We start from the raw sequence: 24,994 nt of genomic DNA on the forward strand, positions 1-24,994 counted from the left end.
CGCGAACGCTACCGAGGCTAACGGACGCCGGGTTTGTCGCGATTCAGGCCTTTGGCGGCGAGATCGTCGAGATAGCTTTGGAGGCGCTGGTCAGCGTTGGCCCCGAGATCGTGCAGAAAGGCCCAGGAGTAGATTCCGGTGTTGTGCATGTCGTCAAAACCGATTCGCACCGCATAGTTTCCGACGGGATCGACGGAAAGAATGGCAACGTTGCGCTTGCCGCCGACAGTTTTCCGCTCCGCCTCGGAATGGCCCTGCACTTCCGCGGATGGACTGGTCACACGGAGCAGTTCGGCAGGCAGGCTGAAGGTTTTGCCATCGTCGAACGCAATGCTCAGCGAGCGCTTGTCCTTGGCAAGCCGGATTTCCACCGGCCAGGCGGTAGTGGTGCCGCTCAAGCCACTGCCCCATCCGTCTTTTCGATCATGAACACGATGCGCTTTTCGGCGCGTTCAATGATCTCAACGCGATCGCCGGTTTCCCGGATCAGGTTGGGAATATCGATGACAGAGAGCGGATCAGTACAATGCACCTCCAGCCGGTCGCCTGCGGTCAGGGCCCTTAGCGCCTTCCGCGTCTTTAACACCGGCAGCGGGCATTTGAGCCCTGTCAGATCGAGCTTGGTCATGGTCATGCTTCTCAATGGCGGAGGCTCAATCGCACGTCAACGATGACGACCGTTGCCTCTTGCAGTGCATCATTTTCGGCGAGTTTCTATGGCACATTTCCTTGAACCCGACGTGCGGCGAAAGCGCGACAACAGGCAGCTTGCTTTTGCCCGGTTCCGGAGCACAAAATATAGTTGGAACAAATGATTTGCTGGGGAAACGTCATGAAAATCTTTATCGTCGCATTGGTTTTCGCAGGACTCTCCGCCGCCGCGGTATCGATGCTCCTCAACAAGTTTCAGGAGCCCGGCTATGTCGCGTTCACGACCAGCGGAGCCCGCGTCGGTGATCCCGGCCACAATCTGATTGGGCCAAGCTGATCGCTTAATACAGACTCGCGTAATCCAGAAAGCCGACCATCTGGCCGGGCTTTATTGACGTGACCTCTTCGCCGAGCTGAACGAGACCATTAGTATCTACCAGCGAGGACAGAAGGCCCGCGCCTTCACGCGGAAATTTCACCGCCTCCAGAACACCGTCAGCAGCTTTACGCAGGTTGACCCGGACATACTCGCGGCGTCCGATTTTCTTGGCGTAGGCAAAAGCGGAGCGCACGGGTATCGGCACAGGATTCTTCTGTGCAGTACCAGCAAGTGCAAGAACCGTCGGACGAACGATGTAGATAAAAGTCACAAAGCTCGCCACCGGATTCCCCGGCAATCCGATAAACGGTGTGCCGCCGATGACTCCCATCGCCACCGGACGCCCCGGTTTGATCGCCATCCGCCACAGCACCAGCGTACCGCCGCTCTCGACGGCGGCCTTGACGTGATCTTCCTCCCCGGTGGACACGCCCCCCGATGTGAGGATCAGGTCGTGACGCGTTGAGGCGTCTTTCAACGCCGCCGCAAGGGAGACGCGATCGTCGCGCAAAATGCCGAGATCACTGACCTCGCAACCGAGCCGCTTCAGCAACACCGTCAGCATGAAGCGGTTGGAATCGAACAGTTGCGCGGCCGCGCGCGGCGCTCCGGGCGAGACCACTTCGTTGCCGGTCGAGAACACGGCGATCCGCAGCCGCCGCCGGACCTCGATGCGCGTCAATCCAAATGCGGCGATGAGGGCAATATCTTGCGGCCGCAACCGGCGACCGGCCGGCAACGCCGCATGACCTTCGGCAATATCCTCGCCCACCGGGCGCACGTTTGCCCCGGCCTTGAGACCCGGCGGCAGTATCACTTTGCCCGCCCCGTCCAAGCGCACATCTTCTTGCATGAACACAGTATCAGCGCCCGCAGGCATCGGCGCGCCGGTGAAAATGCGGATTGCTTCGCCCGCTGCGATTGCGCCTGGAGCTAATGATCCCGCCTGGATGCGGCCGGACACCGGAAACGATTTCTCCTTGTCGCGCGGCAAATCGGCGCTGCGCACGGCATATCCATCAACGGCGGAATTGGTGAACGGCGGCAGCGCCAGCGGCGCTCTGATGTCGGCGCTGAGAATTCGGTCGTCTGCTTCAGTCAGATCGACCCATTCCACATCCGTTACAGCCTTGACGCGGCTTGCGATCATCGAGACAGCCTCATCGACCGACATCATCGGGCCGCCAAACGCGAAGCAATCGTCCGAGAGTTGTGCCATCGACGATCAGGCTCCCGCGGCCTCGTGGGCAAGCACGTCCTCGATCCGCACAGCGGCCGCCCGTATGATGCGTGAGATAGCCGGAATGTCATCGAGAAGCGCGGACGGCAGAACCGTATTCACCGCGATATCGGCCGCGATGCCGACGATGGTCGGGTCTTCGGGAAACATCAGCGGCTTGCCATTCGCGGCGCGATGCACTTCGATCTTGGGGTGCCGGTCAGCCTTGAAGCCTTCGACGATCAGCAAATCCACGCGTGACATCTTTGCCAGCAACTCGGCCAAAGGCGGTTCCGGCGCGCCCCGCAGCTCGTGCATCAATGCCCAGCGCCGCCCCGAGGAAATCAGCACTTCGGTCGCTCCTGCCTGCCGGTGCTGCCAAGAGTCTTTACCGGGAATATCGACGTCAAAATTGCTGTGGGCATGTTTCACCGTCGAGACACGCAAGCCCTCAGAGATAAGGTGTGGAATCAAGCGGGTCAGCAGGGTCGTTTTACCTGCGCCGCTCCACCCCGAAAGACCAATCACCTTCATACCCTGCTCCGAAACTTAAAAAGGACCGCCCAGCCGCGCCGGACAGTCCTTTATATAGGTATGCGCTTTATCGATAGATGGAATTATTCGGCCGGCATGGCCCGCGGGTCGCCAGTGTCGGGGGCCCGGCCCCTGGTCTGCTCCTCTTCGACCCAGAGCGAGTGATGCTCTTTGGCCCAGTTGAGGTCCACCTCGCCGGTGCCCATGGCGTCGAACGCGCCTTCCATCCCGACCGTACCGATGTAGATATGCGCAAGCATCGCTGCGATAAACAGCATCGCAATCACAGCGTGGATCACGGTCCAGAACTGCAGCGTAGTGACGTTCGCCGGGATGTAGGGGAACAGCAGGAACCAGCCCGACAGTGACATCAGCGCGCCGCCGATAATCACGATCCAGAACATGCCCTTCTGGCCAGCATTGAAGCGCTTGGCCGGCGGGTGTTCGCCGCTCTTGAGGAGACCCCCGCCCTTCCCGATCCACATGAGATCAAGCTTTCCGGGAATGTTATCCTTGACCCAGATCAGGAACATAATCACGAGGCCAAACATGAACGGAAATGCGAGATAGTTGTGCGCGACCTTGCCCCACGCAGTCAGCGTGGAAAATGCTTCCGCACCGAATACAGGAAGGATCAGCACGCGGCCGAAGCTAATATTCAGACCCGACAACGCCAGAATGATAAAGCAACTCGCCGTTAGCCAATGTGTAAATCGCTCGAAGCTCGCAAAGCGAAGAATCTTGATACCGGAAAAGCCGCGCTCCACACGAATGCGGCCGCGGACCATGAGAAAGACGATGAGCAACGCAAGCATGCCAATGATGGCGACGCCGCCAATGATCGGAAGCTTGTGGCGCTGGAAATCGCGCCAGTCCTTTCCGGCTGGTTGAATCAAGCTCGACGCCATGGGATCGGGAATGGTGATCCGCCCCGTGATCTTGTCGCCTTCCTTCAGCGCCTTGAGAAGCTGGTCTTCATGCACAGCATCGGCGGTGGGCTTGAAGGACAGTTGTGCGGCGGCTGGCTGCGCCAGCACAAACAGCAGCGCGACGGCGGTACATATGGCCTTGAGGGTTGAGAGCGAGATCGACATCGGCACGACCTTCCAGTTTTCAATCAAGAGCAACTTCGAACGCTGCTGAGGGCCGCTGAAAGGCCTTCAGCAACGCCGCCTAGCCTGTCGGAGAATCGCTGTAGGCTGTCTTCCAGCCCCACATGCCCGATCCGTAGCCGCGCTTCATCACGCGCTCCTTGTAGATCTCGGCAATGATGGCGCCATCGCCGGCGAGCAGCGATTTGGTCGAGCACATCTCAGCGCAGATCGGCAGCTTGCCTTGGGCAAGCCGGTTGGCGCCGTATTTGGCATACTCGGCCGGCGAGTTGTCAGCTTCCGGACCGCCCGCACAGTAAGTGCATTTGTCCATTTTACCGCGCGAGCCGAAGTTCCCGACCTTCGGATACTGAGGCGCGCCGAACGGACACGCGTAGAAGCAATACCCGCAACCGATGCAGAGGTCCTTCGAGTGAAGCACCACACCGTCTGCCGTCGTGTAGAAGCACGACACCGGGCAGACCGCCGCGCAAGGCGCGTCGGTGCAATGCATGCAAGCCATGGACACGGAGCGCTCGCCGGGCTTGCCGTCGTTGATGGTGACGACACGGCGACGGTTGATGCCCCAAGGCACTTCATGCTCGTTCTTGCAGGCGGTCACGCAGGCGTTGCACTCGATGCAACGGTCGGCATCACAAAGGAATTTGACGCGAGCCATCTTCTATTCTCCTCTCACGCCGTTTGGATCTGGCACAGGGTCACTTTGCCCTCGTGCATACCAGTGACCGGGTCGTAGCCGTAGGACGTGATCGTGTTTGCGCTTTCGCCGAGTACAATCGGATCAGCTCCCTTGGGATACTTGTCGCGCTGATCCACGCCCTGGAACCAGCCGGAGAAGTGGAAGGGCATAAACGCGACGCCCTTGCCGACACGATCGGTGACGAGCGCCTTGACGCGCGCCTTCGAGCCGTTTTCCGGACCGAACACCCAGACCCATCCGCCGTCCTTGATGCCGCGCTCGGCGGCATCGGATGTGTTGACTTCGACGAACATGTCCTGCTGCAATTCAGCAAGCCAGCGGTTGGATCTCGTTTCCTCGCCGCCACCTTCGTATTCCACGAGACGTCCGGAGGTGAGGATGATCGGGAATTGCTTGGCAAGTCCCTTGTCCACCGCCGCTTTCTGAATCGAGAAGCCGAGGTTGGCCATACGGAACTGACGTCCGTCAGGCCGCGTCGGATACTTCGCGACCAGCTCAGGCCGCGCCGTGTAGATGGGTTCGCGATGGACCGGCACCGGGTCCGGCAAATTCCACGCCACTGCGCGAGCCTTGCCGTTGCCGTAAGCCATCACGCCATGCTCCAGCGTGACGCGAATGATGCCGCCGGACAGATCGACCGCCCAGCCCACACCGTCCGGATTGTTGCCGCCGATCTTGTTGATGGTGGCGAGTTCAGCCTCGGTGAGATCCTTGTCCCAGCCGAGCTTCTTCAATACGCCGTAGGTAAACTCCGGGTAACCATCAGTCAGCTCCGAGCCCTTGCTGTAGGAACCTTCTGCGAGAAGGTTGACGCTCTTCACCGAACCGTCGGCCTGTTTCTCTTCGTACACCACACCAAAGCGCGCACGGAACGTGCCGCCGCCATCCTTGGCATGAAGGTTGGTGTTGTAAAGCGTATGAGTGCCAGGATGCTTGATCTGCGGCGTGCCCCAGCACGGCCACGGCAAACCGTAGTAATCCCCTCCGACTTCAGGCTCATCCGCCTTGGCGCGCAATGTTACCAGGTCGAACTTGCCCTGATTCCTCATGTGCGCCTTCAGCCGCTCGGGCGACTGGCCGGAATAGCCGGTCGAGAAACCGCCGCGATTGATTTCGCGCAGAAGGTCCTCAGGGACCGGACGATTGTTCTCCACCTTGATGTTTTTGAACATCAGATCGGCGAAGCCAAGCTTCTTCGAAAGCCGATAGATAATCTCGTAATCATCCTTCGACTCGAAGATCGGCTTGACGATCTGCTCGCCCCACTGAAGGGAACGGTTGGACGCCGTGCGCGAACCAGATGTCTCGAACTGGGTACAAGCCGGCAGCAAATAGGTACCGTTCTTGCGGTTGGAAATCGCGGCAAAAGTCGTGGGATGCGGATCGGCGACCACCAGCAGTTCGAGCTTCTCAAGCCCCTTCACCATTTCCGTCATACGCGGGATGGTATTCCCGCCGTGACCCATGATGACCACGCCCTTCACGCTGTCGCGCTGATCGACGTCGTCGGGATTGGCAAGAGTGGCATCGAACCAGCGAGTCCACGGAATGCCCGGCAGCTCCATATTCTGCTTGCGGGTGCGGGCGGGACGCCCGGCTTTCGCCGGCACTTCGTCAAAGCGCGATTGGAGGTAGTTGTAATCGACCTCCCAGACACGGCTCCAGTGCTTCCACGCGCCCTCGACCAGGCCGTAGTAAAGCGGCAGCGAAGTGATATCGAGGCCGATATCCGTCGCGCCCTGCACGTTGCAGTGGCCACGGAAGATGTTGGCTCCTCCTCCAAATACTCCGACATTGCCGGTCGCGAGCAAAAGATTGCAATAGGCGCGAACATTGGCGGTGCCGACCGTGTGCTGCGTGCCGCCCATACACCAGATGAACGTGGATGGCTTCTGTTTGGCAAATGTTTCAGCGACCTTCTTCAGCTGCTCGCCGGGAATGCCGGTGACACGCTCGACTTCCTCAGGCGTCCATTTCGCAACTTCCGCGCGGATCTGGTCCATGCCGTAAACGCGCTGGGCGATGAACTGCTTGTCTTCCCAGCCGTTATTGAAGATGTGATGCAGCATGCCCCAGATCACCGCGATGTCGGTACCGCCGCGGAATCTCACATACTCGGTCGCGTGCGCGGCTGTGCGCGTGAAGCGCGGATCGAGTACGAAGACGTTGGCGCGGTTGATCTCCTTTCCTGTCAAAATGTGCTGAAGTGAAACAGGATGCGCTTCAGCGGCATTCGATCCCATGAAGACGATGGTCTTCGAGTTGCGAATATCGTTGTAAGAGTTTGTCATTGCGCCGTAGCCCCAGGTGTTTGCAACACCCGCAACCGTGGTCGAGTGACAAATGCGCGCCTGGTGGTCGATCGAATTGGTACCCCAGAACGCCGCGAACTTGCGGTACAGATAACCGCCTTCATTGGAGAACTTCGCCGAACCGAGCAGATAAACCGAGTCAGCGCCGGATTTGGCGCGAATCTCGAGCATCTTGTCGCCGATCTCGTTGATGGCCTGATCCCACTCGATCTTCTGCCATTCGCCGTTGACCAGTTTCATCGGATACTTCAGCCGGCGGTCGCCGTGGACCAGCTCGCGCACCGACGCGCCCTTGGCGCAATGCGATCCACGATTGATCGGACTGTCCCAAGCCGGCTCCTGACCGACCCAAACGCCGTTCTGCACTTCGGCGATAACCGTGCATCCGACCGAACAATGTGTGCAGACGTTCTTTTTGATTTCCGTCGGCGCACCGACGATCTTCGGCCCGGCCTGCGCCTTGCGCACCGATCCGAGCGGCATCAATCCAATAGCCGCGCCAGCACCCGCGACGAGGCCTGAGCGGCGCAGGAAAGCTCGGCGATCGAGAACGCCGGATGCGAGGCCCGCGGCAACGCCCTGCAAGCGCGCGCGGCCGGCGGTTCCTTCTTTTCTCTTGATCAACATGTGCGTGCTTCCATCAATAACGGTTGACGCGATAGTAGTTTCTGACGTCCGGCGAATCCGCTTTGTAGCGAGCCTTGACGCGCTCGGCCTGCGACTCGTCAGCTTCCGCCTCGGTTGCCAGCGGAACAGCAGTAGCGGCGGCAGCGACAGCCGATCCGCCCACCATGAAGAACCGGCGACGATCCAAGCCCTTCGCATCCTGCGGCTTGTCTGGAGATGCCTTGCTGTTGGACGGCTTGCTCATCGCGGTCTCCTTCCAGTCAATTTTTTCAATTCGGTTTTCACGTCACTCAGACAACGTGAAAGCCTCTGCTTCCAATTCCATGAAGATGCGGCCGACGCGCCCGACTGCGCGATAGAACTTAACGGATTGCGAAATTTCGAGATCGGCAAACATCCGCGCAGCCCATGGCTTCAGATGCCGATCGAAGAACCGTGCCTGCTCCGCGAAGTCAGTGCCGAAATCGCCGCGCGCAAGACCGGCCATGACCTCAAGCAGAATTGCGATGTGATCTTCCGGCTCACGCGCCGATCCAGCGCGCTCGATTCCCAGGACATCGAAATCTTCACGGACGCGTGCGAGCGGCCGCTCGTGCAGGAAGCCTGTGAGATAATACGAGGCATAGGGCAGCAGCTCCCCTCGCCCCAGTCCGATGAACAGATCGAAAAATTCCTTGGCGATCTCGCGCTCGTCAAACTCCGTCGCCGCTGCTGCGAGTTCGATATGCGCCATGCCGAGATCGGACGCGTCGCCTTTGAGCATCGCGACCTTGGACAACGTGTCCGCGGTCGGCGCCTTGCCCAGCAGCAACGACAGCAAGCCATACTCCACAGCGCGAAGCTGGTCGATTTCGTCGATGTCTGATTTCGCTGCCATATGATCCCCGGCTGATCCATAGAGGTCGGGGCGGAGAACGAAACGGGGGACCTGTGTCAAAGACTCAACGGCGAGAACTCTCTCAGCCGGAATACGCGACCATGCCGAAACCGAAGGCTGTGCAATTCCAATGGCTCTCGCCAGGGAGGCGACGCCGCCTGCTGCCTTGATTGCCTGCTCTAATCCTGAGTCCCGCATGGTACGAACCGAGTTCCCCCACCCGTGCCTTCAAATCAGGCATCTGATTAGCTAGAATTATTCTAGTTCCAATTAGTACCATAGGTTCGTCCTATGCCTCAAAAACTTTTGTCTAAATCCTTGGTTTTGCAGAACCATGTCGCCGCACCTGATGTTGCGACGCACTAGATTTGTTTTCGTCGACGGCTTGTCCGCTTTCGATCCGAGCCTGCTCTGTTTGCTTGAAATCAGTGGCAACGGACGTTGTGATCGTGGACACGTCGGACAATCTGACCTGCTGGAGCGGCAGATCTGCTTCCGAATTTTGCGGCGCATCAATACCGGAATCGTCGCTCGCGGCGGCGGCTGCGTCACTATGCGGCAGGGCATCCGACGCTCGCGGAGTACTGGACGATTCGCCGCCTATAATCTGCAAAACCATTTTCGCGATATCAGTGCCGGCCGCGATCTCGCTGTTTCCCGGCACACCGCCCGGCGTGTTCCAGTCATATGCATAGTCCAGCGCCGGGTTGACGTAGTTGCGAACCGCAGGGTCCAGTGCCCAGGACTTCCGCAAGGCGGCATTCCGCAAACTTTCGGGCACACCCTTGCGCAGGAATCCGGTTATGTCGGTGGTTTCCGTGATCTCTTCCAGTTTCGGCAGGCTTGAGAGATCGAACTGTTCGTCGGCATCACCTTCAACAACTGGCGCGGGAGAAACTTCGGCGTCTTCGGCCGATCCTTCAGCCGTACCGCCGACCTCTGACTGCTTCGCATCCTGCTTGCGCCGCGACCATCGTGAGAGAAAACTCTTCTCGTTATCTTTCTCGTCTTGACTCATGCGCTGTCCTTCCGCCCGCCGGATGGATCGCTGCCGCGCCTGCGGTCGACATTTGCCTGATCGCGTTTGCGCTTGTGGAACACCTGCTCAACGTGGAATTCATCGACAAAGGCCGCGATCCATGTCGCAATCTCCGGTGGCATCGGTACAGTACCGATAACATCGGTGCCGCTTTCGAACATCGCCTCACCCTCGGTCGGATCGGCGGTGACCTTGGTCAGTTCGAGTTCAGGTCCACCGTCCTGGTGCCGCAGCGCGACCCATATTTGCGGCGCCCCCTCGACAAGATTGTCGCGGTAGCTGGCCGTGTCAGCACTGAACAGATCGATGAATGCGGCGCCAGCATAATACAGTGTCGTATCGGCTTCTTGCGACAAGACCGTCCAGGGCGCGGTGGCAGGCACCGTCTCGAGAATCGAGACGGGCGACCACATGTGGTCGATCCAAGGATTGTCGATGGTGCGACGGCGGAGCACTACGCCGACTTCACGGGACGCTTCGGTCATATCTGGACCTCCCGTTACTGGTTAGTCAGGCAACATTCGCCGCTGACGTAAGCGGCAAGCCCGCGATAAGATTCTGCGGCTTCAGGCGCACCACCTTGTCCGCGCCCATCGCCAGAATGAGATAGACGGGCTTGTTGCCGACGCGTTCATCCACGAAACGCGCATCTTCGAACGTCATGCGCATCAGCGCAACGATCCGTTCGGCGGCATCTGCGCCGGGCGTATCTCCATTCCAGAGCGCATTTCCGATCCGGGTTCCTTCGCTGTCGAGCCCGACGAACCACCGCCAGTCGCGGTCCTCGATAGACCCGACAGATTCCACTTTCACAGCAATACCCAGAAGATGGGATATCCATCGTTCTATCACCCGGCAGAGCGCATCGCGCGCTTTCGGATTGCCGCCAAAATTCATAACCATCGCGTGCGCGTCGGATCGAGACCAATAGGTCCAGGCATTCTCATCATCCATAACATCCATCTCGCCAAAGGCCTGCGGTTGGAGCATGGCGGTCAGCGGAGAGGTATGAAGATCATGCTGTGCATGATGCTGGGCCTCAACGATTTCGGCGTCGGCAAGCAACAGCGCGCCATCGTGAATCGTGGCTTTCTGGCTCCGATAGAACAATTCGGCCGCGCGCAACACATACGGATCGTCGCAACCTTCAAGCGCGTTGCGCAGGATCAGATGACACAGTTGCGAGAGAAAGATCGGCGGCAAATCGCCGGCGCCTTTGCGTGCCAGCGCCACATACACGGCCTCAAGCGAAGGCGCCGCCATCAGCCGATCGCGAAACGCCGTCATGAACGTCCAGTTCTCGCGCGCGTCAGCGTCGGCGAGCGCGGCAATGTCGGTCTGGGATACCGGACGAAGCGGGTCCGCCAGCAGGCTCGCATGCAGATCCCGCTCGGCGTCGCAGGCATCGTCGGGCGGCATCAGTTCCGGCCGCGCCAGGTACGCCATGATCAGTTCCGGCGTCGCGATCAGCCCGCCATGATCGGCTCGGCGCGTCAGATGATGGCCTGAAGCAACCCAGAATTCTCTCATGTCCGATCCGTCTTTGTAAGCCCAAGAAGATCGACTTCCTCGGCCGGTTCGTCGCCTTCGACCTCATGAAAGGTAAAGGCGCGCGCATGGGTGTGCAATCGATCCCCGCCCGGTTCGGCCGCGCGCGGCTTCAACGTCCGGAAACGTTCGCGAATTTCTCCGTTCTCGACGCTTCTGGCGACCGCCAGCAATGTTTGTGGCGGGTGATCACACAGCGAAGCTGCGAATGCGACTTCCTCCTCAGCAGCAGCGCGCGCGGCCTCAATATTCGGCGCGCCAAACTTCGCCAATAGTTGCGTTGCCAGCCGTTCGATCATAGCGAGCCGCTCGCCCTCGGATGCCTCGGTCACGACCGCAAGCGTAGACCAGCCGAGACTCTCGATTCCGAGAAAACCAGATCTCAGAGCGACCCGCTGTTTCTGGCCGAGGGTCACCGGATCGCTGTCGCAGAACACGAACGCGCCGGATACCGCCCATTCGCCGGGCTCAGCTGCATGATCGAACACAAATGTGTCCGAGGGATCGAGCCTGATGGTGCGCGGCAGTTTCAGCATGTCCGCCTCACCCAAGTTTCGGGGCGCGGTATTCTGGATCATACCATGCGACCCTGGCCAGCCCGTCGAGCAGGTTGTGGCGCTCCGGTGGCCCCTTCGCCGCACTGACGAGCAGATCGCCGTTGACGTCAATCCCGCGCCGCTGGCCGGCCGCCTGCTTTGTAAGCCGCTCCAGATAATCGCGCGCAATCGGCTCGAAACCTCGCTCGTTCCACCGATCGAACGCCGCCATGAGATGGCGGGCGAAACTTCCGATGATCGCCTCGGTCTCGACCATCTCGAACCCTTCGTTGAGCAGGGCAACGCCGCCCGCCGCAACGGTTTCCTCGACATGTGCCATGTCTGCGGCGCGCAGGATGACGCCAAACACCAGCCAGTCCGGAACTTCATCCTCGCGACAGGTCTTTGGCCAGCCAAGCCGCCCGCCACCCAGCACGCCGCCGTCGAACAGAATCGTATCCGGCCAGGTGAACTGCACCTCCCGCTCCGGCGGGCAATGCACCGCAATAGCGTCCCCTATCGCATTCATCCCGGCAAAGAACGCCCGGCGCGCCGACGCCAGCGACTCGTCCGGCTCAAGCACGACGGCGAACTCAACCAGATCGTAGCGCCGGACCCAGACCAGTGTTCCTGCGCCAGCTTCGGCGGCGATGTTGCAACCGTGCGCAAACGCATCGCCATACTCGCGAAGCGATACGAGCGTATAGCCCGGAGGCAGATCGAGCGGTTGTTCCGCTTGCGGCGCGCGCGAAACCATCATCGTAGAAAATTTCCCTAAGCTCTTTGTATTTGGGCAGTCTATGCTATCCCGGTCAAGGCGGCGGGGTGCTTGCGCGAGCCGTTACCGCGGCACCATATGGTTGAAATAGCCACTCTGAGCAGACGCCAAGGGTCAAGGTTGCAGATCATGAACAGCGCAAAGCCCCGCCTTCTGGTTTGCAGTTGCGAAAAGACCATGCCACTCGATGCGCAGGCAATCGGGCGCGGGTGTGCGGCGCACATGACACAGGCCAACCAGCTCTGCGGTCTGGACCTCGCCCAGTTCAAGGTGGCGCTCGCGGAAGGCGAAGCGATCACGGTAGCGTGTACGCAGGAAGCACCGCTCTTCAAGGAGGTCGCCGAGGAATTTCCCGACGTCCCCCTCACCTTCGTCAACATTCGCGAAACCGGCGGATGGTCGAAGGATGCAGCGGCGGCTGGCCCGAAAGCCGCGGCGCTGATTGCCGCAGCCTCGGAAGAAATGCCTCCGATTTCGATGGTCACGCTGGAAAGCGGCGGCGTCGCGCTGATCTATGGCCATGACGACGTTGCCATCGACGCGGCCAGGCGCCTCACCGAGCGCCTCGACATTACCGTCATTCTCACTAAACCCGGCGATATCACGCCGCGTGCGGTCAACGAATTTCCCGTGCTGAAAGGTACGGTCCGCAATGCGCGCGGATATCTCGGAAATTTTGAGCTCGCCATCGACGACTACGCTTTGCCGGCGCCCTCCTCGCGGAGCAAGCTCGTGTTCGGCGCTTCGCGCGATGGCGCAATGTCGACCTGTGACCTGATTCTCGATCTCAGCGGCGGCCTGCCGCTGTTTCCGGCGCATGAATTGCGGCCCGGTTATCTGCGTGCCGACCCGCGCGACCGCGCCGCTGTCGAGAGGGCGATTGCGGACGCCGGCAACCTCGTCGGTACCTTTGACAAACCGCGTTTCATTCATTTCGAGGAATCGCTCTGCGCGCATTCGCGTTCGAACATTACCGGCTGCACCCGCTGCCTCGATCTGTGCCCAACTGGCGCGATCACGCCGAATGGAAATGCCGTCGCGATCGATCCCAACGTATGCGCCGGCTGCGGCTCTTGCGCTTCGGTCTGCCCGACTGGCGCCGCATCCTATGCGCTGCCGAGCGCCGATGCATTGATGCGCCGCCTGCGCGCGTTGCTGCAAACCTATCGCAAGGCGGGCGGCGAACAGGCGGTGGTGCTCTTTCACGACGGCGACCATGGCGAGCCGTTGATCGATGCGCTGGCGCGGTTCGGTGACGGCCTGCCGGCCAACGTGCTTCCGGTTCGCGTCAACGAAGTCACGCAGCTCGGACCGGAATCCCTCGCAGCGGTCTTCGCCTATGGCGGCACAGGCGTCGCCCTCCTGTTGCGCGCGCAGCCCCGGCACGAAACGGCCGGACTGCGCCGCACCGCCGATATGTCAGGGATGATCGCCGCTGCGCTTGGCTTCGGCGAAGGCCTCGTCCGCGTTCTGGAAACCGACGATCCCGATCAGTTGCGCGCAATGCTCGAGGCCATGCCGCCCGGAGTTTCTTCATCGAATCCGGCGAGTTTTGTTCCGCGCGGCGCCAAACGCGGCGTGCTGGAAACCATGTTCCGGGAACTGCATCTCGCCGCACCTTCTCCAGTTGATGTCGTTCCGCTCGCGGCCGGCGCACCATTCGGCACCGTTCAGTTGAATGTCGAGGGCTGCACGCTCTGCCACGCCTGCGTCACCGCCTGCCCGACAAACGCGCTCTCCGACAATCCCGACCGGGCTATGCTGCGTTTCACCGAAAGCCTTTGCGTTCAGTGCGGACTTTGCGAAGCTACCTGTCCTGAGAATGTGATCACGCTGGAACCGCGATTCGATTTCCAGGCGTGGAATGCACCGCTGCGCGTGCTGAAGGAAGAAGAACCCTTCCATTGCATCGCTTGCGGCGCGCCGTTCGGCACCAGGAGCTCGATCGAGCGCGTGCTATCGAAGTTGCAGGAGAAGCACTGGATGTTCGAGGGCGCCAACGCGCGGCGGCTCGATGTCATCAAGATGTGCGCGGATTGCCGGGTGGAGGCCGTCGTCAACGAGAGCTTCGATCCGCACGCCGCACCCCAACGACCGCCCGTGATGTCCACCGAGGATTATCTGCACGCACGGGAAACCAAAAAGAACGATCCCTTCGGATCGCAATGAACCGGCGCGCCGTGAACGCAACCGGTCGGGAGATCGAATTTGTCAGTTAGCCATACCACCCCGAACCCAGCCGCGACATCGAAGGCCGCGGGCATTCCAGGCGTGAAGCACGTCATTGCCGTGGCCTCCGGCAAGGGCGGCGTCGGCAAATCGACGACCTCGTGCAATCTCGCACTCGGGTTCGCGGCGCTAGGACTGAAAGTCGGCATTCTCGATGCGGACATCTACGGCCCGTCACAGCAGAAGCTGTTCGGCCTGCGGGGCAAACCGCGCATGCTTGGCCCGCGCATGCTTGAACCGCTGGAGCGTTTCGGCGTCAAGGTAATGTCGATCGGATTTCTGGTCGAGGAAGACAACGCCATGGTCTGGCGCGGGCCGATGGTGATTTCGGCCGTCACGCAGATGCTTCGCGAGGTCGCATGGAATGATCTCGATATTCTCGTCGTCGATCTGCCGCCAGGCACCGGCGACGCACAACTTACGATGGCGCAGCAGACGCCGCTGGCGGGCGCGGTTATCGTCTCGACGCCACAAGATATCGCTTTGATCGACGCACGTCGCGGTATTGAGATGTTCAGGAAGGTCAACATCCCGATCTTGGGTCTGATCGAGAACATGGCGAGCTTCTGCTGCCCGGCCTGTAACCATGTCACGCCGATCTTCGGCCATGGCGGAGCGCGGCTTGACGCGGAAAAACGCGGCATCCCCTTTCTCGGCGAAATTCCGCTGGATATGGCTATACGTCAAACATCCGATGACGGCCGTCCGATCGTCGCCACCGATCCTGACGGCGTTCATGCGAAGCATTATATCGGCATCGCGCGCCAGCTCTGGACATCCATCACCACCGGCACCGCGGCCAGACCCGCGCCGCGTATCGTGATCGAGTGAGCCATGACGGAAACAATTCAGGCCATACCGAACCTTGCAAGAGAAGATGAGTCTGCACCGCGCGTGATGCCGGATCCGAAGAATTCGCGCCTCACCGAGCGCGTCATGGGGATCGACCAGACTGGCGCTCCCATCGAGATCAGCGTACCCGTCGAGCGGCCGCTGACCCTCTACCTGAACTCGCAGGAGATCGTCACCATGATGACGATAAACGACTATCCCGAATATCTCGCACTCGGCTATCTCCTCAACCAGAACATGCTGAAGCTCGACGATGTCGTGACCGAAGTGGTCTACGACGACGATCTCCAGGTCGTCGTTGTCTACACCGAGCGCGGCACCAATTTTGAAGAGAAGCTGAGGAAAAAAACGCTCACCTCCGGCTGCGCACAGGGCACAGCATTCGGCGATCTGATGGAGGCCATAGAAGGCGCAGTCCTGCCCGAGGCAGAGCTACGGACGTCGTGGCTCTATCAAATGACCCACGCCATCAACACCGCGCCCTCGCTCTATCTTGAAGCCGGCGCCATCCATGGCTGCGTGCTCTGCAAGGAAGGCGAACCGATCTGTTACATGGAAGACGTTGGGCGGCATAATGCAGTCGACAAGATTGCCGGCTGGGCCTGGCGGCACAAGGTCCATGTCGCCGACAAGATCATGTACACCACCGGGCGCCTCACCTCCGAAATGGTGATCAAGACAGTGCGAATGGGCATTCCCATTCTGGTGTCACGCTCCGGGTTCACGGCGTGGGGTGTCGAACTTGCACGGCAAGTGGGTTTGACACTGATCGGCCGGACCAAGGGCAAGCGATTCATCGCGCTTTCGGGACAGGAACGGATCGTCTTCGACCAAAGCCTGGAATTCGTCGCCGAGGAATCCGCGCGGCATCGGCGCAAGGGCAGCGACGATGACTGAGGACCGGCCATCGACACTCGGTGTTCTCCTTGCAGGCGGACTGGCGCGTCGCATGGGCGGCGGCGACAAGCCGATGAAAACCATCGGCGGCCGTACCATCCTCGAACGTGTGATCGCGCGGCTCGCGCCGCAATGCGACGGACTCATTCTCAATGCGAACGGCGATCCTGCGCGGTTCGCTGCATTCGGGCTTCCTGTCGTTGCAGACACTGTCGAAGGATTTGCGGGCCCACTCGCCGGCATCCTGACAGCGCTCGACTGGGCGGCGGCACACAGGCCGGATGTTGAATGGGTACTCAGCGCGGCAACGGACTGCCCATTTTTGCCGCGCGATCTGGTTGTACGATTGCAACGTGCCCGCATCGAGGAAGGTGCGCAGCTCGCGGTCGCAGCCTCCGGCGAGCAAACCCATCCGGTAATCGGACTCTGGAGCGTCACGCTGCGTGGTGAACTGAGGCACGCGCTGGTGATGGAAGACATGCGCAAGATCGATCGCTGGACCGCCCGCTACAAACTGGCGACAGTGACGTGGCCGGACAAGCCGATCGATCCGTTCTTCAACGCCAACACCGTCGAAGACGTCGCAGAGGCCGAGCAACTTGCAGCGTTCGATGACGCCTGATCCGGATTATGCCGGACGGAAGCCAGCATGCTCCAGCGCCGCCCGCGTTTCCGATGACGTCAGCGAATCCAGAAAAGCCTGCACAGCAGGGCGCTGTCTTCGCGCAGTCACAAGCGCGAAGTCGTAGTGCTCTTCGGCGAACGGAATGAAGCCCAGTCCAGCCGCACGCGCGACCGGTGCGATGGTCATGCCCCAGTCGGCGCGGTTCTGCGCCACGGCAGCCGCGACCGCATTGTGCGAGCGCGGCTGATTCCAGTAGCCGTCGGGCCTCGCATCTCCGAGCAAACGGTCGATCAGAATGCGCGTCCCCGCGCCCCGATTGCGGTTGACCATCAGACATGAGGAATCTTTCAGCGCCGCACGTACAGCATCCTCGGCATTCAGACCCTCGAAACGCTTGTCGCCTGCACGGAACACGATTCCTTGCATACGCCGATAACCCGGCACGAGTTCAAGACCCGGGATAAGGAACGGCGTGTTGTAAGTATCGGTCTTCTCGTCAAAGAGATGCATCGGCGCGAGATCACATTCGCCGCGGCGGGCTGCGGCAAGTCCACCGAGGCTTCCCACCGAGATCGACCGAACGGACAGTCCGGCGCGCGCCAGCGGCGCGGTGACAACATCGAGCCCTGTGCAATGGCTGCCGACGATCACCAGATCAGGCACACCGACATGTGGCGTGAGCAGCGTCACCTCGGTGTCGGTTCCTGCCGGCATCTGGTCCGCGAGTGCATCGATCTTCAGAAATCCGTCGGCCTGCGCGAACGACGTGATCGCGCCGGAGCCCTTGCCCGACGGATAGGCGATCAATCCATCGTCGCCTTCCACCAGCGACACCATGACGAATTCGGTGCGGCCAAGCTCCGATGCAACGCGTACCGGCACTTTCGCCATCACGCGCGCATCGTTGCGCGGCGGCAATCCCGCGAGGCGGCGCAACACCGGCACGATCATGTCATGAAACGTGAACATTGCCGACGTGGGAAACCCCGGCAGGATAACGACAGGCTTGCCATCGCACACCGCGAGGCACAGCGGCTTTCCCGGCTTCAGCGCAACGCCATGCGCGACGATGCCTGGTTTGCCGAGTCGCGCGACGATGCGATGGGAAATGTCACCCTCGCCTTTCGATGTGCCGCCGGACAGAAGAAGCATGTCGCTGGTTGCCAGCGCCTCGCGCATCGCAGCTTCGAGCTTATCCTCCTCGTCCGGGAACGCGCCGAGAAACACAGCCTCGCCGCCATTTTCGGACACCGCAGCCGCGACAATCGCACCGTTGGTGTCGTAGATCGCAGCCGGACGCAGCGGCAGACCGGGTTGAACGAGTTCGTCGCCGGTTGAAATGATCGCAACGCGCGGCTTCTTCGTCATCGGAACGCGCGCGATACCCGATGCGGCGAGCATGCCGATTTCACGCGAGCCGACCAGCGTGCCCGCGCGCAGCAAAATCTCACCCCGCGCGATATCCGAGCCTGCATAGGAAACGAATTGTCCCGGAGAAACAGCACGCCGTATTTCGATCGCGTCATCGCGCAACGGCTGTGTATGCTCGATCATCACCACGGCATCCGCGCCGCGTGGAATTGGGCCGCCCGTGGCAATCGGCGTTGCCGAACCCTGCACCACCGGCAATGCCGGCGCTGTGCCGCAGGCAATTGTCTCGTTGTTCAACTGAAGCTGGACGGGCGATGCCTCGCCCGCAGCCGCCAGATCGGCGGAACGAATGGCAAATCCATCAACGTTGGAACGATCAAACGGCGGCACATCCATTGCCGCCACGACATCCCTCGCCAAAGCCAGACCGAGCGCATCAGAAAGCGCGCGCTCCTCAACCGCCAGGTCGCGAGGAAAAAGCGCAGCTTCAAATCGCGCAAACGCCTCCTCACGCGAGAGGATCGTAAGAAACTGATCCTGACCCGCGCGATCGCGACTCGAAGTTGGGTCCGACTTGTTCATTTCACTAAACTCATGACATTTTGCGAAGGACAAGCGCACCTACCGACGTTCCGGCGGCATAGCCCTCGCTGTTTCCCGGCACGGCAAGCCAGGCGTCGGCGCGAGCGATGACATCGAGCGAAAGCTGTCCTGTCGCAAGCGGCATCCATGCCTCATCCGACATTTTCAGCAACGCGATTTCTGCCACACCGATAGCTGAAGAAATCTTCCGCGCAAGGGGGCGAATGATTTCCTGCCGCGGCATTCGTACTGTCAGCACGTCCAGCACCGGCTGAACCAGCGCGAGACAAGCGCCCAACGCCTGATCGGGTAGACCGGGCACCGTCACCACGGGCGTCGCGCCGATCTTTCCGACAGCCGCTGTGCGTCCTGGCTGTAACGTAAGTCCATGTGCCAACAGCGCACCGCATTCCTTGATGGCGTGAATTGTCGCATCCGTGCGGCCTCCCCCCGTGCCGCCGACGGTCACCAGCAAATCGCACGCCCCCGCCCTCATAGCGGCAGCTATCGACGCGGCATCGCGTCCACTTGTTTGCAACATCGTCACCCGAGCGCCAACGGCCCTCGCGAAATCGGAAATAAACTGCGACGACGCCGTGCTGCCGTCGGCGGCACGCACATCGATCACGCGAACTTGCGGAGATCGAACCGTCACGCGCTCAAGTCTCGCCGCACGAGCAGCGAGCACATCGAACGCGCCGACAGGCCGACCCACTTCGACAATCGAACGCCCCGCGGCGATGTCATCCCCGGCACGGCGGATTCCCTGACCGGGAACGGCTTCTGCCTGAACCTGAAACAACGGCCCGGCCTGCTCGACAAGGTCGGCATCCAGCACGCAATCGCAATCGTCCGGCAGACGCTCGCCGGCCTCGACCCAGCGCGGCGATTTCGCAAGCTGAAGCGGCGAATAGGACGATGCGCCCACGATGTCGTGCGCGCGCAGCGCCCATCCGTCTGTCGCTGCCACGTTGAAGGCGGGCAACGCCGCTTTCAGCGGAGGAGTCTCGGCTGCGACACGGCCGATTGCCTCTGCCAGCGACACTTCAATGGCATCGACAGGTTTCAGGTCGCTGCACAGCAACCCAAGTGCAACATCGAGCGGCGTGAGCGCCGCCGTCAAACGCTGTGTCTGAATCATGCCTGATGGTGGACCATCTGGCGGCGGCTTAGCAACCGCCGGATGGACCGGTTCGCACGGGCTCGTCAGGACGCCTTCTTTTCGGCATTGGGGAAGAACAGCTGCTTGCCGTTGACCTGGTAGGCGGCGATGGCTGATTGACCCTCGGCTGAAATCAGCCAATCAATGAAGCTCTGGCCAAGGTCCTTTTTCACCGCGGGATGTTTTTCAGGGTTCACGAGGATGACACCATACTGGTTGAAAAGCCGCCTGTCGCCTTCGACCACGATTGCGAGATCGCCGGGATTCTTGAACGACAGCCAGGTGCCGCGATCGGAAATGACATAGGCATTCATCGCGCCCGCAGTGTTGAGCGCGGCGCCCATGCCCTGACCTATCTCGCGGTACCATGGACCCTTGGCGGTTTCGAGATTGATCCCGGCCTGCTTCCACAAGGCAAGCTCAGCCGAGTGCGTGCCGGACTTGTCGCCGCGCGAAACGAACGGCGCGGCCTTTTCCTGAATGGTTTTCAGCGCAACGACGACTTCCTTGCCTTTGACACCCGCGGGATCAGTTTTAGGGCCAATCAGGACAAAGTCGTTATACATGACATCGAAACGCTTCACGCCCTGCCCCTCGCTGACGAACTTTTCTTCCTGCGATTTGGCATGCACGAAAACGACATCGGCGTCGCCGCGACGCGCGGTATCGAGCGCCTGCCCGGTGCCCTGCGCAATCACCTTCACCTCGATGCCGGTCTTGGCTTTGAACAGGGGCAAGATGTACCCGAACAGGCCGGAATCCTGGGTCGATGTCGTCGAGGCTACGACGATGGATTTGTCCTGGGCAGAGATTGGCGTCGCCAATACTGCCGTAAGCAGCAAGGCGACCAGAGCGTAGGCATATCGATGTGTCATGACGTGTCCTTATGAGTGTTCAAACGACGAGATCGCCGCGCACGAAAGCCACCGCTTCCGGCGTCGCCGGGTTTTTGAGGAAGTTTTCGGCAGGCGTCTGTTCGCGAACGGCGCCGCGCACCATGAAAACAACATCGCCGGCAAGCCGTCGCACCTGGCCCAGATCGTGCGATGCCATGACAATCTTGATCCCGGATTGCGCGGCAGCACGGATAATTTCCTCGACGCTGCGTGTTGCCGCCGGATCAAGATTGGCGGTCGGCTCGTCGAGCAGAAGCAATTCGGGGTCTCGCGCCAGCGCCCGCGCCAGGGCGAGCCGCTGCTGTTCCCCGCCGGACAGACGACGGGCGGGACGCATGGCGAGTTCAGCGAGACCGACGCGTTCGAGCAATTCCACTGTGCGCGCAGCGACCTTCTCGCGCGGGTAGTTCGCGTGGGTCAGTCCATACGCGATGTTGGCGGCGGCGGTCCGGCGCAACATCACCGGACGCTGGAATACGAACGCGCGCCGTGTTGGCTTGATGTCTGGGCGTCCGCCCCAGGTGATCGCGCCTTCGGTCTGTACCGAGAGCCCCATGCAGAGCCGCAGCAGCGTACTCTTGCCCGCTCCGTTCGGCCCTACCACCACTGTTGGCGCACCGGATGCGAGCGTCAGACTCAAACAATCGATAATTGTCGTCGCGCCAGCGCGAACGGAGACACGATCGAGAACGACGGGAAGATCGGTAACCGGCGCCCGCATGCTCACCCCGCCTGCCGTTCGGACCAGATACGCGCGCCCCATGCGGCGGCATTGATCGCAAAAACAAGAGCGACGAGAATCAAGCCAAGCCCCAACGCGAGCGGCAGATTCCCCTTCGATGTCTCAAGTGCAATCGCCGTGGTCATGGTCCGGGTGAAACCCTCAATGTTGCCGCCGACGATCATGACGGCACCGACCTCTGCCGCCGCCCGGCCGAAACCGGCGAGCAATGCGGTCAGCAGACTGAAACGCGCATCCCACAGCAGCGTCGTCATGCGGCCAAGCGAACCGACGTCCATCGCCGACAGTTCATCGCGATACTCGGCCCAAAGGTCTTCGATGGTCTGGCGTGCCAGCGCCGCAATGATCGGTACGATCAATATTCCCTGCGCAATCACCATGGCCGACGGCGTGAACAGGATGCCGAGATCGCCAAGCGGCCCGGAACGCGAGAGAAGAAGATAGACGGCAAGACCGACGACGACCGGCGGCAACCCCATAAAGGCATTGAGGAGGACGACAATGGCGCTACGTCCCGGAAAGCGCGCGAGCGCCAGGAAGGCTCCAAGCGGCAGGCCAACGCTGGCCGCGAGTACGACCGCCGAAAGGCTGACAGCCAGCGATAGTTTGACGATGGCAATCAGCGTTGAATCGCCGCTCACGATCAGTTGCCAGGCACTGAGCCCGTCCAGCATTGCATCTCCTCCCCATGCGGAGTCCCGCATATTTTTCGACAGTGTCAATGAATTGAAAATATGCAGGATTATGCATATAAATGCAGAATGGATATGCTGACGACCAATGAGGCAGCAGATTACCTTCGACTCGGCGAACGGAAGCTCTATGAGCTGGTCGCCGAGGGCGCGATCCCCTGCACCAAGGTTACGGGCAAGTGGCTTTTCCCGCGTGAAGAGCTTGATCGCTGGATGCTGTCAGGCTTGGCGCGACCGGCCGGAATGATCACCTCCGACCCGCCCCTCATCGTTGGCGGAAGCCAGGATGCATTGCTCGAATGGTGCCTGCGCGAATCCGGCTCCGGCCTTGCGAGCCTCGTTGAAGGGACCGAAAGCGGCATCGGACGCGTTTTACGCGGTGAAGCCATCGCCGCCGCGATTCATTTTCACACCGACAATGAAGTGAACGGCTCAGGCGAAGATGCCAATGTTACCGCGGTGCGCGCCATGGCCGGCTTGCACGATGCAGTACTGATCGGCTTTGTACGACGCGAGCAGGGCCTCTTGCTCCAGCCGGGAAATCCGAAAAACCTCACGGGACTCGCCGACGTACTCGCGCGCGAGGCGATCATGGCCGTTCGGCAGCCGGGTGCGGGAGCTCAAATGCTGCTGGATGTACTCTTGAAGCAGCAAGGCGCGAAACCGAAAAATCTCCGCCGCCTCGATCCACCGTGTTTGACCGGTCCCGATCTCGCAGCTGCCATCCGCGCTGGCGAGGCCGATTGCGGCATTGCGACGCGGGCCGCGGCCAAAGCAGCGGGACTCGATTTCGTGCCGCTGCTCTGGGAAAATTTTGATCTGATGATGAGGCAGCGCTCTTACTTCAAGCCAGCGTTGCAGGCGTTAATGGGGTTCATTGCAAAAAAGCGGATTCGACAACGTGCAACCGACCTGACCGGCTACGACGTCGCTCCTGCCGGGGTGGTTCGCTTTTTTGCGTGACGGCTTGGATCGCTATTTCGTTTTGGTGTCCGGCAGACAATCCGGGCTTACCTTCATCGGCTTGCCGTCGCTCTGAACAGTTTGCCAGCTGACGGCGCCGCCGTTTGTACGAAGACAGGCACCGTTGTGAGTACGCTCACAAGAATCGTTGCGGTGAAGCGATCAATCATCTCGAGGCTCCAGCGAGCAGAAAATATCGCATCCGAACGAGGCAAACGCCCCGGTACCGCTATTGTTCCGTCGTGACCGGCGCAGCGCACTGCCGCGATGCCTTTATTGGGCATAGCTTTCATGCTTCGCTACCCTTCGGAGATGTAGGTATTCAGAGGGAGCCGCCGTGCGAGACATTGAGTATCGCAACATAGGGTACCGGTTTCGCCCATTGCTCGCGGTCGGTGTACTCACCGCAGCATTAATCGCGTCACCTGCCATCGCGCAGTTACGCGGCCACGGCGGCCCGGTTCGGGCGCTTGCGATTTCATCCGACGGACAAACGCTGCTCTCGGGAAGCTTCGACGGCAGCGCAATTCGCTGGTCGCTCGACCGCGATGCAGCCGAACAGGTTCTGCGATTTCACGCCGATGCCGTCAATGCAACCGCCTTCCTCAGGGATGGCCGCGCAGCAACCGCAGGCGCCGACGGCCGCATTGCGATCTGGACTCCGGGCAAACAGCAGCCTGACAGCGTACTCGAGGGACACACTGCACCGATTGCAGCACTTGCACTGTCACCCGACGGCGCAACCCTCGCTTCAGCTGCCTGGGATCATACCGTGCGGCTCTGGCCGCTCGCTAGTGGTACAGCGCGCGTGCTCGAAGGTCATACGCAGAACGTCAACGGAGTCGCGTTCAGTCCCGATGGGAAGTCTCTCGTCAGTGTCAGCTACGACCTGACGGTTCGTATCTGGCCGCTCGACAACACCGCTTCGCCATCTATTGTTGCCCTGCCCACGCCGCTGAATGCGGTGATCGTGTCCGGTGACGGCGAGATCGCCACCGCAGGCGCAGACGGGAAAATCTATTTCCTCACCGGCGCGGGAAAGCCGGATGGCGAAGCTGCCGCGGGACCGATCCCGGTGATTGCAATGGCCGCATCGAAGGACGGTGCATTGCTCGCGGCCGCGGATGTCCGGGGCTCGGTTGCGATGGTCGATCGCAAGGCGCGCGCGCTTGCCCGCAGGCTTGTCGGACCGGGACTTCCAGTGTGGTCGGTGGCGTTCACGCCGGACAACAGCACACTTCTGACCGGCGGCACCGACAGTGTAATCCGGCGCTGGAACGCGCACACCGGGGAACCGATCGGAGCGACGATTCAGGAAAACCCGAATGATCCACTTACCGCCTTCGCAGGTGACCGTGGCGCTGAAATTTTTCGGGCCTGCGTGGCGTGTCACACGCTCACGCCGGATCAGGCCAACAAGGCCGGTCCGACGCTCTCGGGAATTTTCGGACGCAAGATCGCAACGCTACCGGGCTACAATTTCTCCGAACCGCTGAAGAAACTCGATATCGTCTGGACGCCGGAAACAGTCTCGAAACTTTTCGAGGTCGGCCCGGCGGCCTATACGCCGGGCACGAAAATGCCGGAGCAACTGATCGGATCGCCAGAAGACCGCAATGCGCTAGTGCAGTTCCTGGCGCGTGCAACGAAGAAGTAGGCCGGACAGTTTTG

Annotated in this window: 25 protein-coding genes and 1 pseudogene; 7 read left to right on the forward strand and 19 right to left on the reverse strand. The window is 60.8% G+C overall.

The genetic code is table 11. The annotated features are described in order from the left end of the window. Positions 1 to 17: 17 nt before the first annotated feature. Together AC1Q6J_RS09265 and AC1Q6J_RS09270 are read right to left on the reverse strand one after the other, a co-directional pair. Positions 18 to 398 (reverse strand): gamma-butyrobetaine hydroxylase family protein, encoded by a 381-nt coding sequence (locus AC1Q6J_RS09265; RefSeq protein ID WP_492279029.1) that lies wholly within the window; start codon positions 396 to 398, stop codon positions 18 to 20. Further along, positions 395 to 634, reverse strand: coding sequence for a sulfurtransferase TusA family protein (locus AC1Q6J_RS09270; protein WP_492279030.1), 240 nt, complete (start codon positions 632 to 634; stop codon positions 395 to 397). The genes AC1Q6J_RS09265 and AC1Q6J_RS09270 overlap by 4 nt, the downstream gene beginning before the upstream one ends. Positions 635 to 832: 198 nt before the next feature. Here AC1Q6J_RS09270 and AC1Q6J_RS09275 point away from each other — a divergent pair, with 198 nt between their 5' ends. Then, a complete protein-coding gene (locus AC1Q6J_RS09275) occupies positions 833 to 988 on the forward strand; it encodes a hypothetical protein (protein ID WP_492236933.1) in 156 nt (51 codons plus the stop codon). A gap of 4 nt (positions 989 to 992) precedes the next feature. On the opposite strand, the gene AC1Q6J_RS09280 is transcribed toward AC1Q6J_RS09275, so the two are convergent. From AC1Q6J_RS09280 to AC1Q6J_RS09335, 12 genes are all read right to left on the reverse strand, one after another. Then, the gene (locus tag AC1Q6J_RS09280) at positions 993 to 2,249 is read right to left on the reverse strand and encodes a molybdopterin molybdotransferase MoeA (RefSeq protein ID WP_492279031.1); all 1,257 of its coding nucleotides are present in this window, start codon (positions 2,247 to 2,249) and stop codon (positions 993 to 995) included. A gap of 6 nt (positions 2,250 to 2,255) precedes the next feature. After that, positions 2,256 to 2,783 (reverse strand): molybdopterin-guanine dinucleotide biosynthesis protein B, encoded by a 528-nt coding sequence (mobB, locus tag AC1Q6J_RS09285; RefSeq protein ID WP_492279032.1) that lies wholly within the window; start codon positions 2,781 to 2,783, stop codon positions 2,256 to 2,258. Between the two features lie 83 nt (positions 2,784 to 2,866). Next, positions 2,867 to 3,877: a formate dehydrogenase subunit gamma gene (locus tag AC1Q6J_RS09290; protein ID WP_492279212.1), complete on the reverse strand. Its 1,011-nt coding sequence runs from the start codon at positions 3,875 to 3,877 to the stop codon at positions 2,867 to 2,869. A gap of 79 nt (positions 3,878 to 3,956) precedes the next feature. Further along, a complete protein-coding gene (fdh3B, locus tag AC1Q6J_RS09295) occupies positions 3,957 to 4,553 on the reverse strand; it encodes a formate dehydrogenase FDH3 subunit beta (protein WP_006019899.1) in 597 nt (198 codons plus the stop codon). A gap of 14 nt (positions 4,554 to 4,567) precedes the next feature. Then, positions 4,568 to 7,534 (reverse strand): formate dehydrogenase subunit alpha, encoded by a 2,967-nt coding sequence (locus AC1Q6J_RS09300; RefSeq protein WP_492279033.1) that lies wholly within the window; start codon positions 7,532 to 7,534, stop codon positions 4,568 to 4,570. A 13-nt stretch (positions 7,535 to 7,547) separates the two neighbouring features. Beyond that, entirely contained in the window at positions 7,548 to 7,778 is a 231-nt protein-coding gene (locus tag AC1Q6J_RS09305) for a hypothetical protein (protein WP_492279034.1), read from the reverse strand. 42 nt (positions 7,779 to 7,820) lie between these two features. Then, positions 7,821 to 8,609: a Cro/CI family transcriptional regulator gene (locus tag AC1Q6J_RS09310; RefSeq protein WP_492279035.1), complete on the reverse strand. Its 789-nt coding sequence runs from the start codon at positions 8,607 to 8,609 to the stop codon at positions 7,821 to 7,823. A 112-nt stretch (positions 8,610 to 8,721) separates the two neighbouring features. After that, positions 8,722 to 9,429, reverse strand: a complete 708-nt coding sequence (locus AC1Q6J_RS09315; protein ID WP_492279036.1) for a DUF3306 domain-containing protein — start codon at positions 9,427 to 9,429, stop codon at positions 8,722 to 8,724. Continuing rightward, a complete protein-coding gene (locus AC1Q6J_RS09320; protein ID WP_492279037.1) occupies positions 9,426 to 9,935 on the reverse strand; it encodes a DUF3305 domain-containing protein in 510 nt (169 codons plus the stop codon). Before AC1Q6J_RS09320 ends, AC1Q6J_RS09315 begins: the two co-directional genes overlap by 4 nt. 25 nt (positions 9,936 to 9,960) lie before the next feature. Then, on the reverse strand, positions 9,961 to 10,980 hold the full coding sequence (locus AC1Q6J_RS09325) for a DUF6352 family protein (protein ID WP_492279038.1): 1,020 nt from the start codon (positions 10,978 to 10,980) through the stop codon (positions 9,961 to 9,963). After that, a complete protein-coding gene (locus tag AC1Q6J_RS09330; protein ID WP_492279039.1) occupies positions 10,977 to 11,534 on the reverse strand; it encodes a DUF6505 family protein in 558 nt (185 codons plus the stop codon). Before AC1Q6J_RS09330 ends, AC1Q6J_RS09325 begins: the two co-directional genes overlap by 4 nt. 7 nt (positions 11,535 to 11,541) lie before the next feature. Next, positions 11,542 to 12,294, reverse strand: coding sequence for a biotin/lipoate--protein ligase family protein (locus AC1Q6J_RS09335; protein ID WP_492279040.1), 753 nt, complete (start codon positions 12,292 to 12,294; stop codon positions 11,542 to 11,544). A gap of 147 nt (positions 12,295 to 12,441) precedes the next feature. Here AC1Q6J_RS09335 and AC1Q6J_RS09340 point away from each other — a divergent pair, with 147 nt between their 5' ends. The 4 genes and pseudogenes from AC1Q6J_RS09340 (at position 12,442) to mobA (ending at position 16,912) form a co-directional block, all read left to right on the forward strand. Further along, on the forward strand, positions 12,442 to 14,481 hold the full coding sequence (locus AC1Q6J_RS09340; RefSeq protein ID WP_492279041.1) for a 4Fe-4S binding protein: 2,040 nt from the start codon (positions 12,442 to 12,444) through the stop codon (positions 14,479 to 14,481). Between the two features lie 60 nt (positions 14,482 to 14,541). Next, a pseudogene (locus AC1Q6J_RS09345) lies at positions 14,542 to 15,372 on the forward strand (Mrp/NBP35 family ATP-binding protein); the annotation flags it as partial. A 3-nt stretch (positions 15,373 to 15,375) separates the two neighbouring features. After that, positions 15,376 to 16,290: a formate dehydrogenase accessory sulfurtransferase FdhD gene (locus tag AC1Q6J_RS09350; protein WP_492279042.1), complete on the forward strand. Its 915-nt coding sequence runs from the start codon at positions 15,376 to 15,378 to the stop codon at positions 16,288 to 16,290. Next, positions 16,283 to 16,912 (forward strand): molybdenum cofactor guanylyltransferase MobA, encoded by a 630-nt coding sequence (gene mobA, locus AC1Q6J_RS09355; RefSeq protein WP_492279043.1) that lies wholly within the window; start codon positions 16,283 to 16,285, stop codon positions 16,910 to 16,912. Before AC1Q6J_RS09350 ends, mobA begins: the two co-directional genes overlap by 8 nt. A 6-nt stretch (positions 16,913 to 16,918) precedes the next feature. Here the strand turns inward: mobA and AC1Q6J_RS09360 are convergent, their stop codons facing one another. From AC1Q6J_RS09360 to AC1Q6J_RS09380, 5 genes are all read right to left on the reverse strand, one after another. Continuing rightward, a complete protein-coding gene (locus tag AC1Q6J_RS09360; RefSeq protein ID WP_492279044.1) occupies positions 16,919 to 18,868 on the reverse strand; it encodes a molybdopterin biosynthesis protein in 1,950 nt (649 codons plus the stop codon). 10 nt (positions 18,869 to 18,878) lie between these two features. Next, entirely contained in the window at positions 18,879 to 20,009 is a 1,131-nt protein-coding gene (locus AC1Q6J_RS09365; RefSeq protein WP_492279045.1) for a molybdopterin-binding protein, read from the reverse strand. A 65-nt stretch (positions 20,010 to 20,074) separates the two neighbouring features. Further along, positions 20,075 to 20,905 (reverse strand): ABC transporter substrate-binding protein, encoded by an 831-nt coding sequence (locus AC1Q6J_RS09370; RefSeq protein WP_492279046.1) that lies wholly within the window; start codon positions 20,903 to 20,905, stop codon positions 20,075 to 20,077. 19 nt (positions 20,906 to 20,924) lie between these two features. Next, on the reverse strand, positions 20,925 to 21,647 hold the full coding sequence (locus AC1Q6J_RS09375; RefSeq protein ID WP_492279047.1) for an energy-coupling factor ABC transporter ATP-binding protein: 723 nt from the start codon (positions 21,645 to 21,647) through the stop codon (positions 20,925 to 20,927). A 2-nt stretch (positions 21,648 to 21,649) separates the two neighbouring features. Next, a complete protein-coding gene (locus AC1Q6J_RS09380; RefSeq protein WP_492279048.1) occupies positions 21,650 to 22,342 on the reverse strand; it encodes an ABC transporter permease in 693 nt (230 codons plus the stop codon). An 87-nt stretch (positions 22,343 to 22,429) separates the two neighbouring features. Between AC1Q6J_RS09380 and AC1Q6J_RS09385 the strand changes: the two genes are divergently transcribed. Beyond that, positions 22,430 to 23,323, forward strand: coding sequence for a substrate-binding domain-containing protein (locus AC1Q6J_RS09385; RefSeq protein WP_492279049.1), 894 nt, complete (start codon positions 22,430 to 22,432; stop codon positions 23,321 to 23,323). Between the two features lie 361 nt (positions 23,324 to 23,684). Next, a complete protein-coding gene (locus tag AC1Q6J_RS09390) occupies positions 23,685 to 24,980 on the forward strand; it encodes a c-type cytochrome (RefSeq protein ID WP_492279213.1) in 1,296 nt (431 codons plus the stop codon). Positions 24,981 to 24,994: the final 14 nt, after the last annotated feature.

The organism is Afipia sp. MLSD5-FHT05B12 (genome assembly GCF_058793355.1).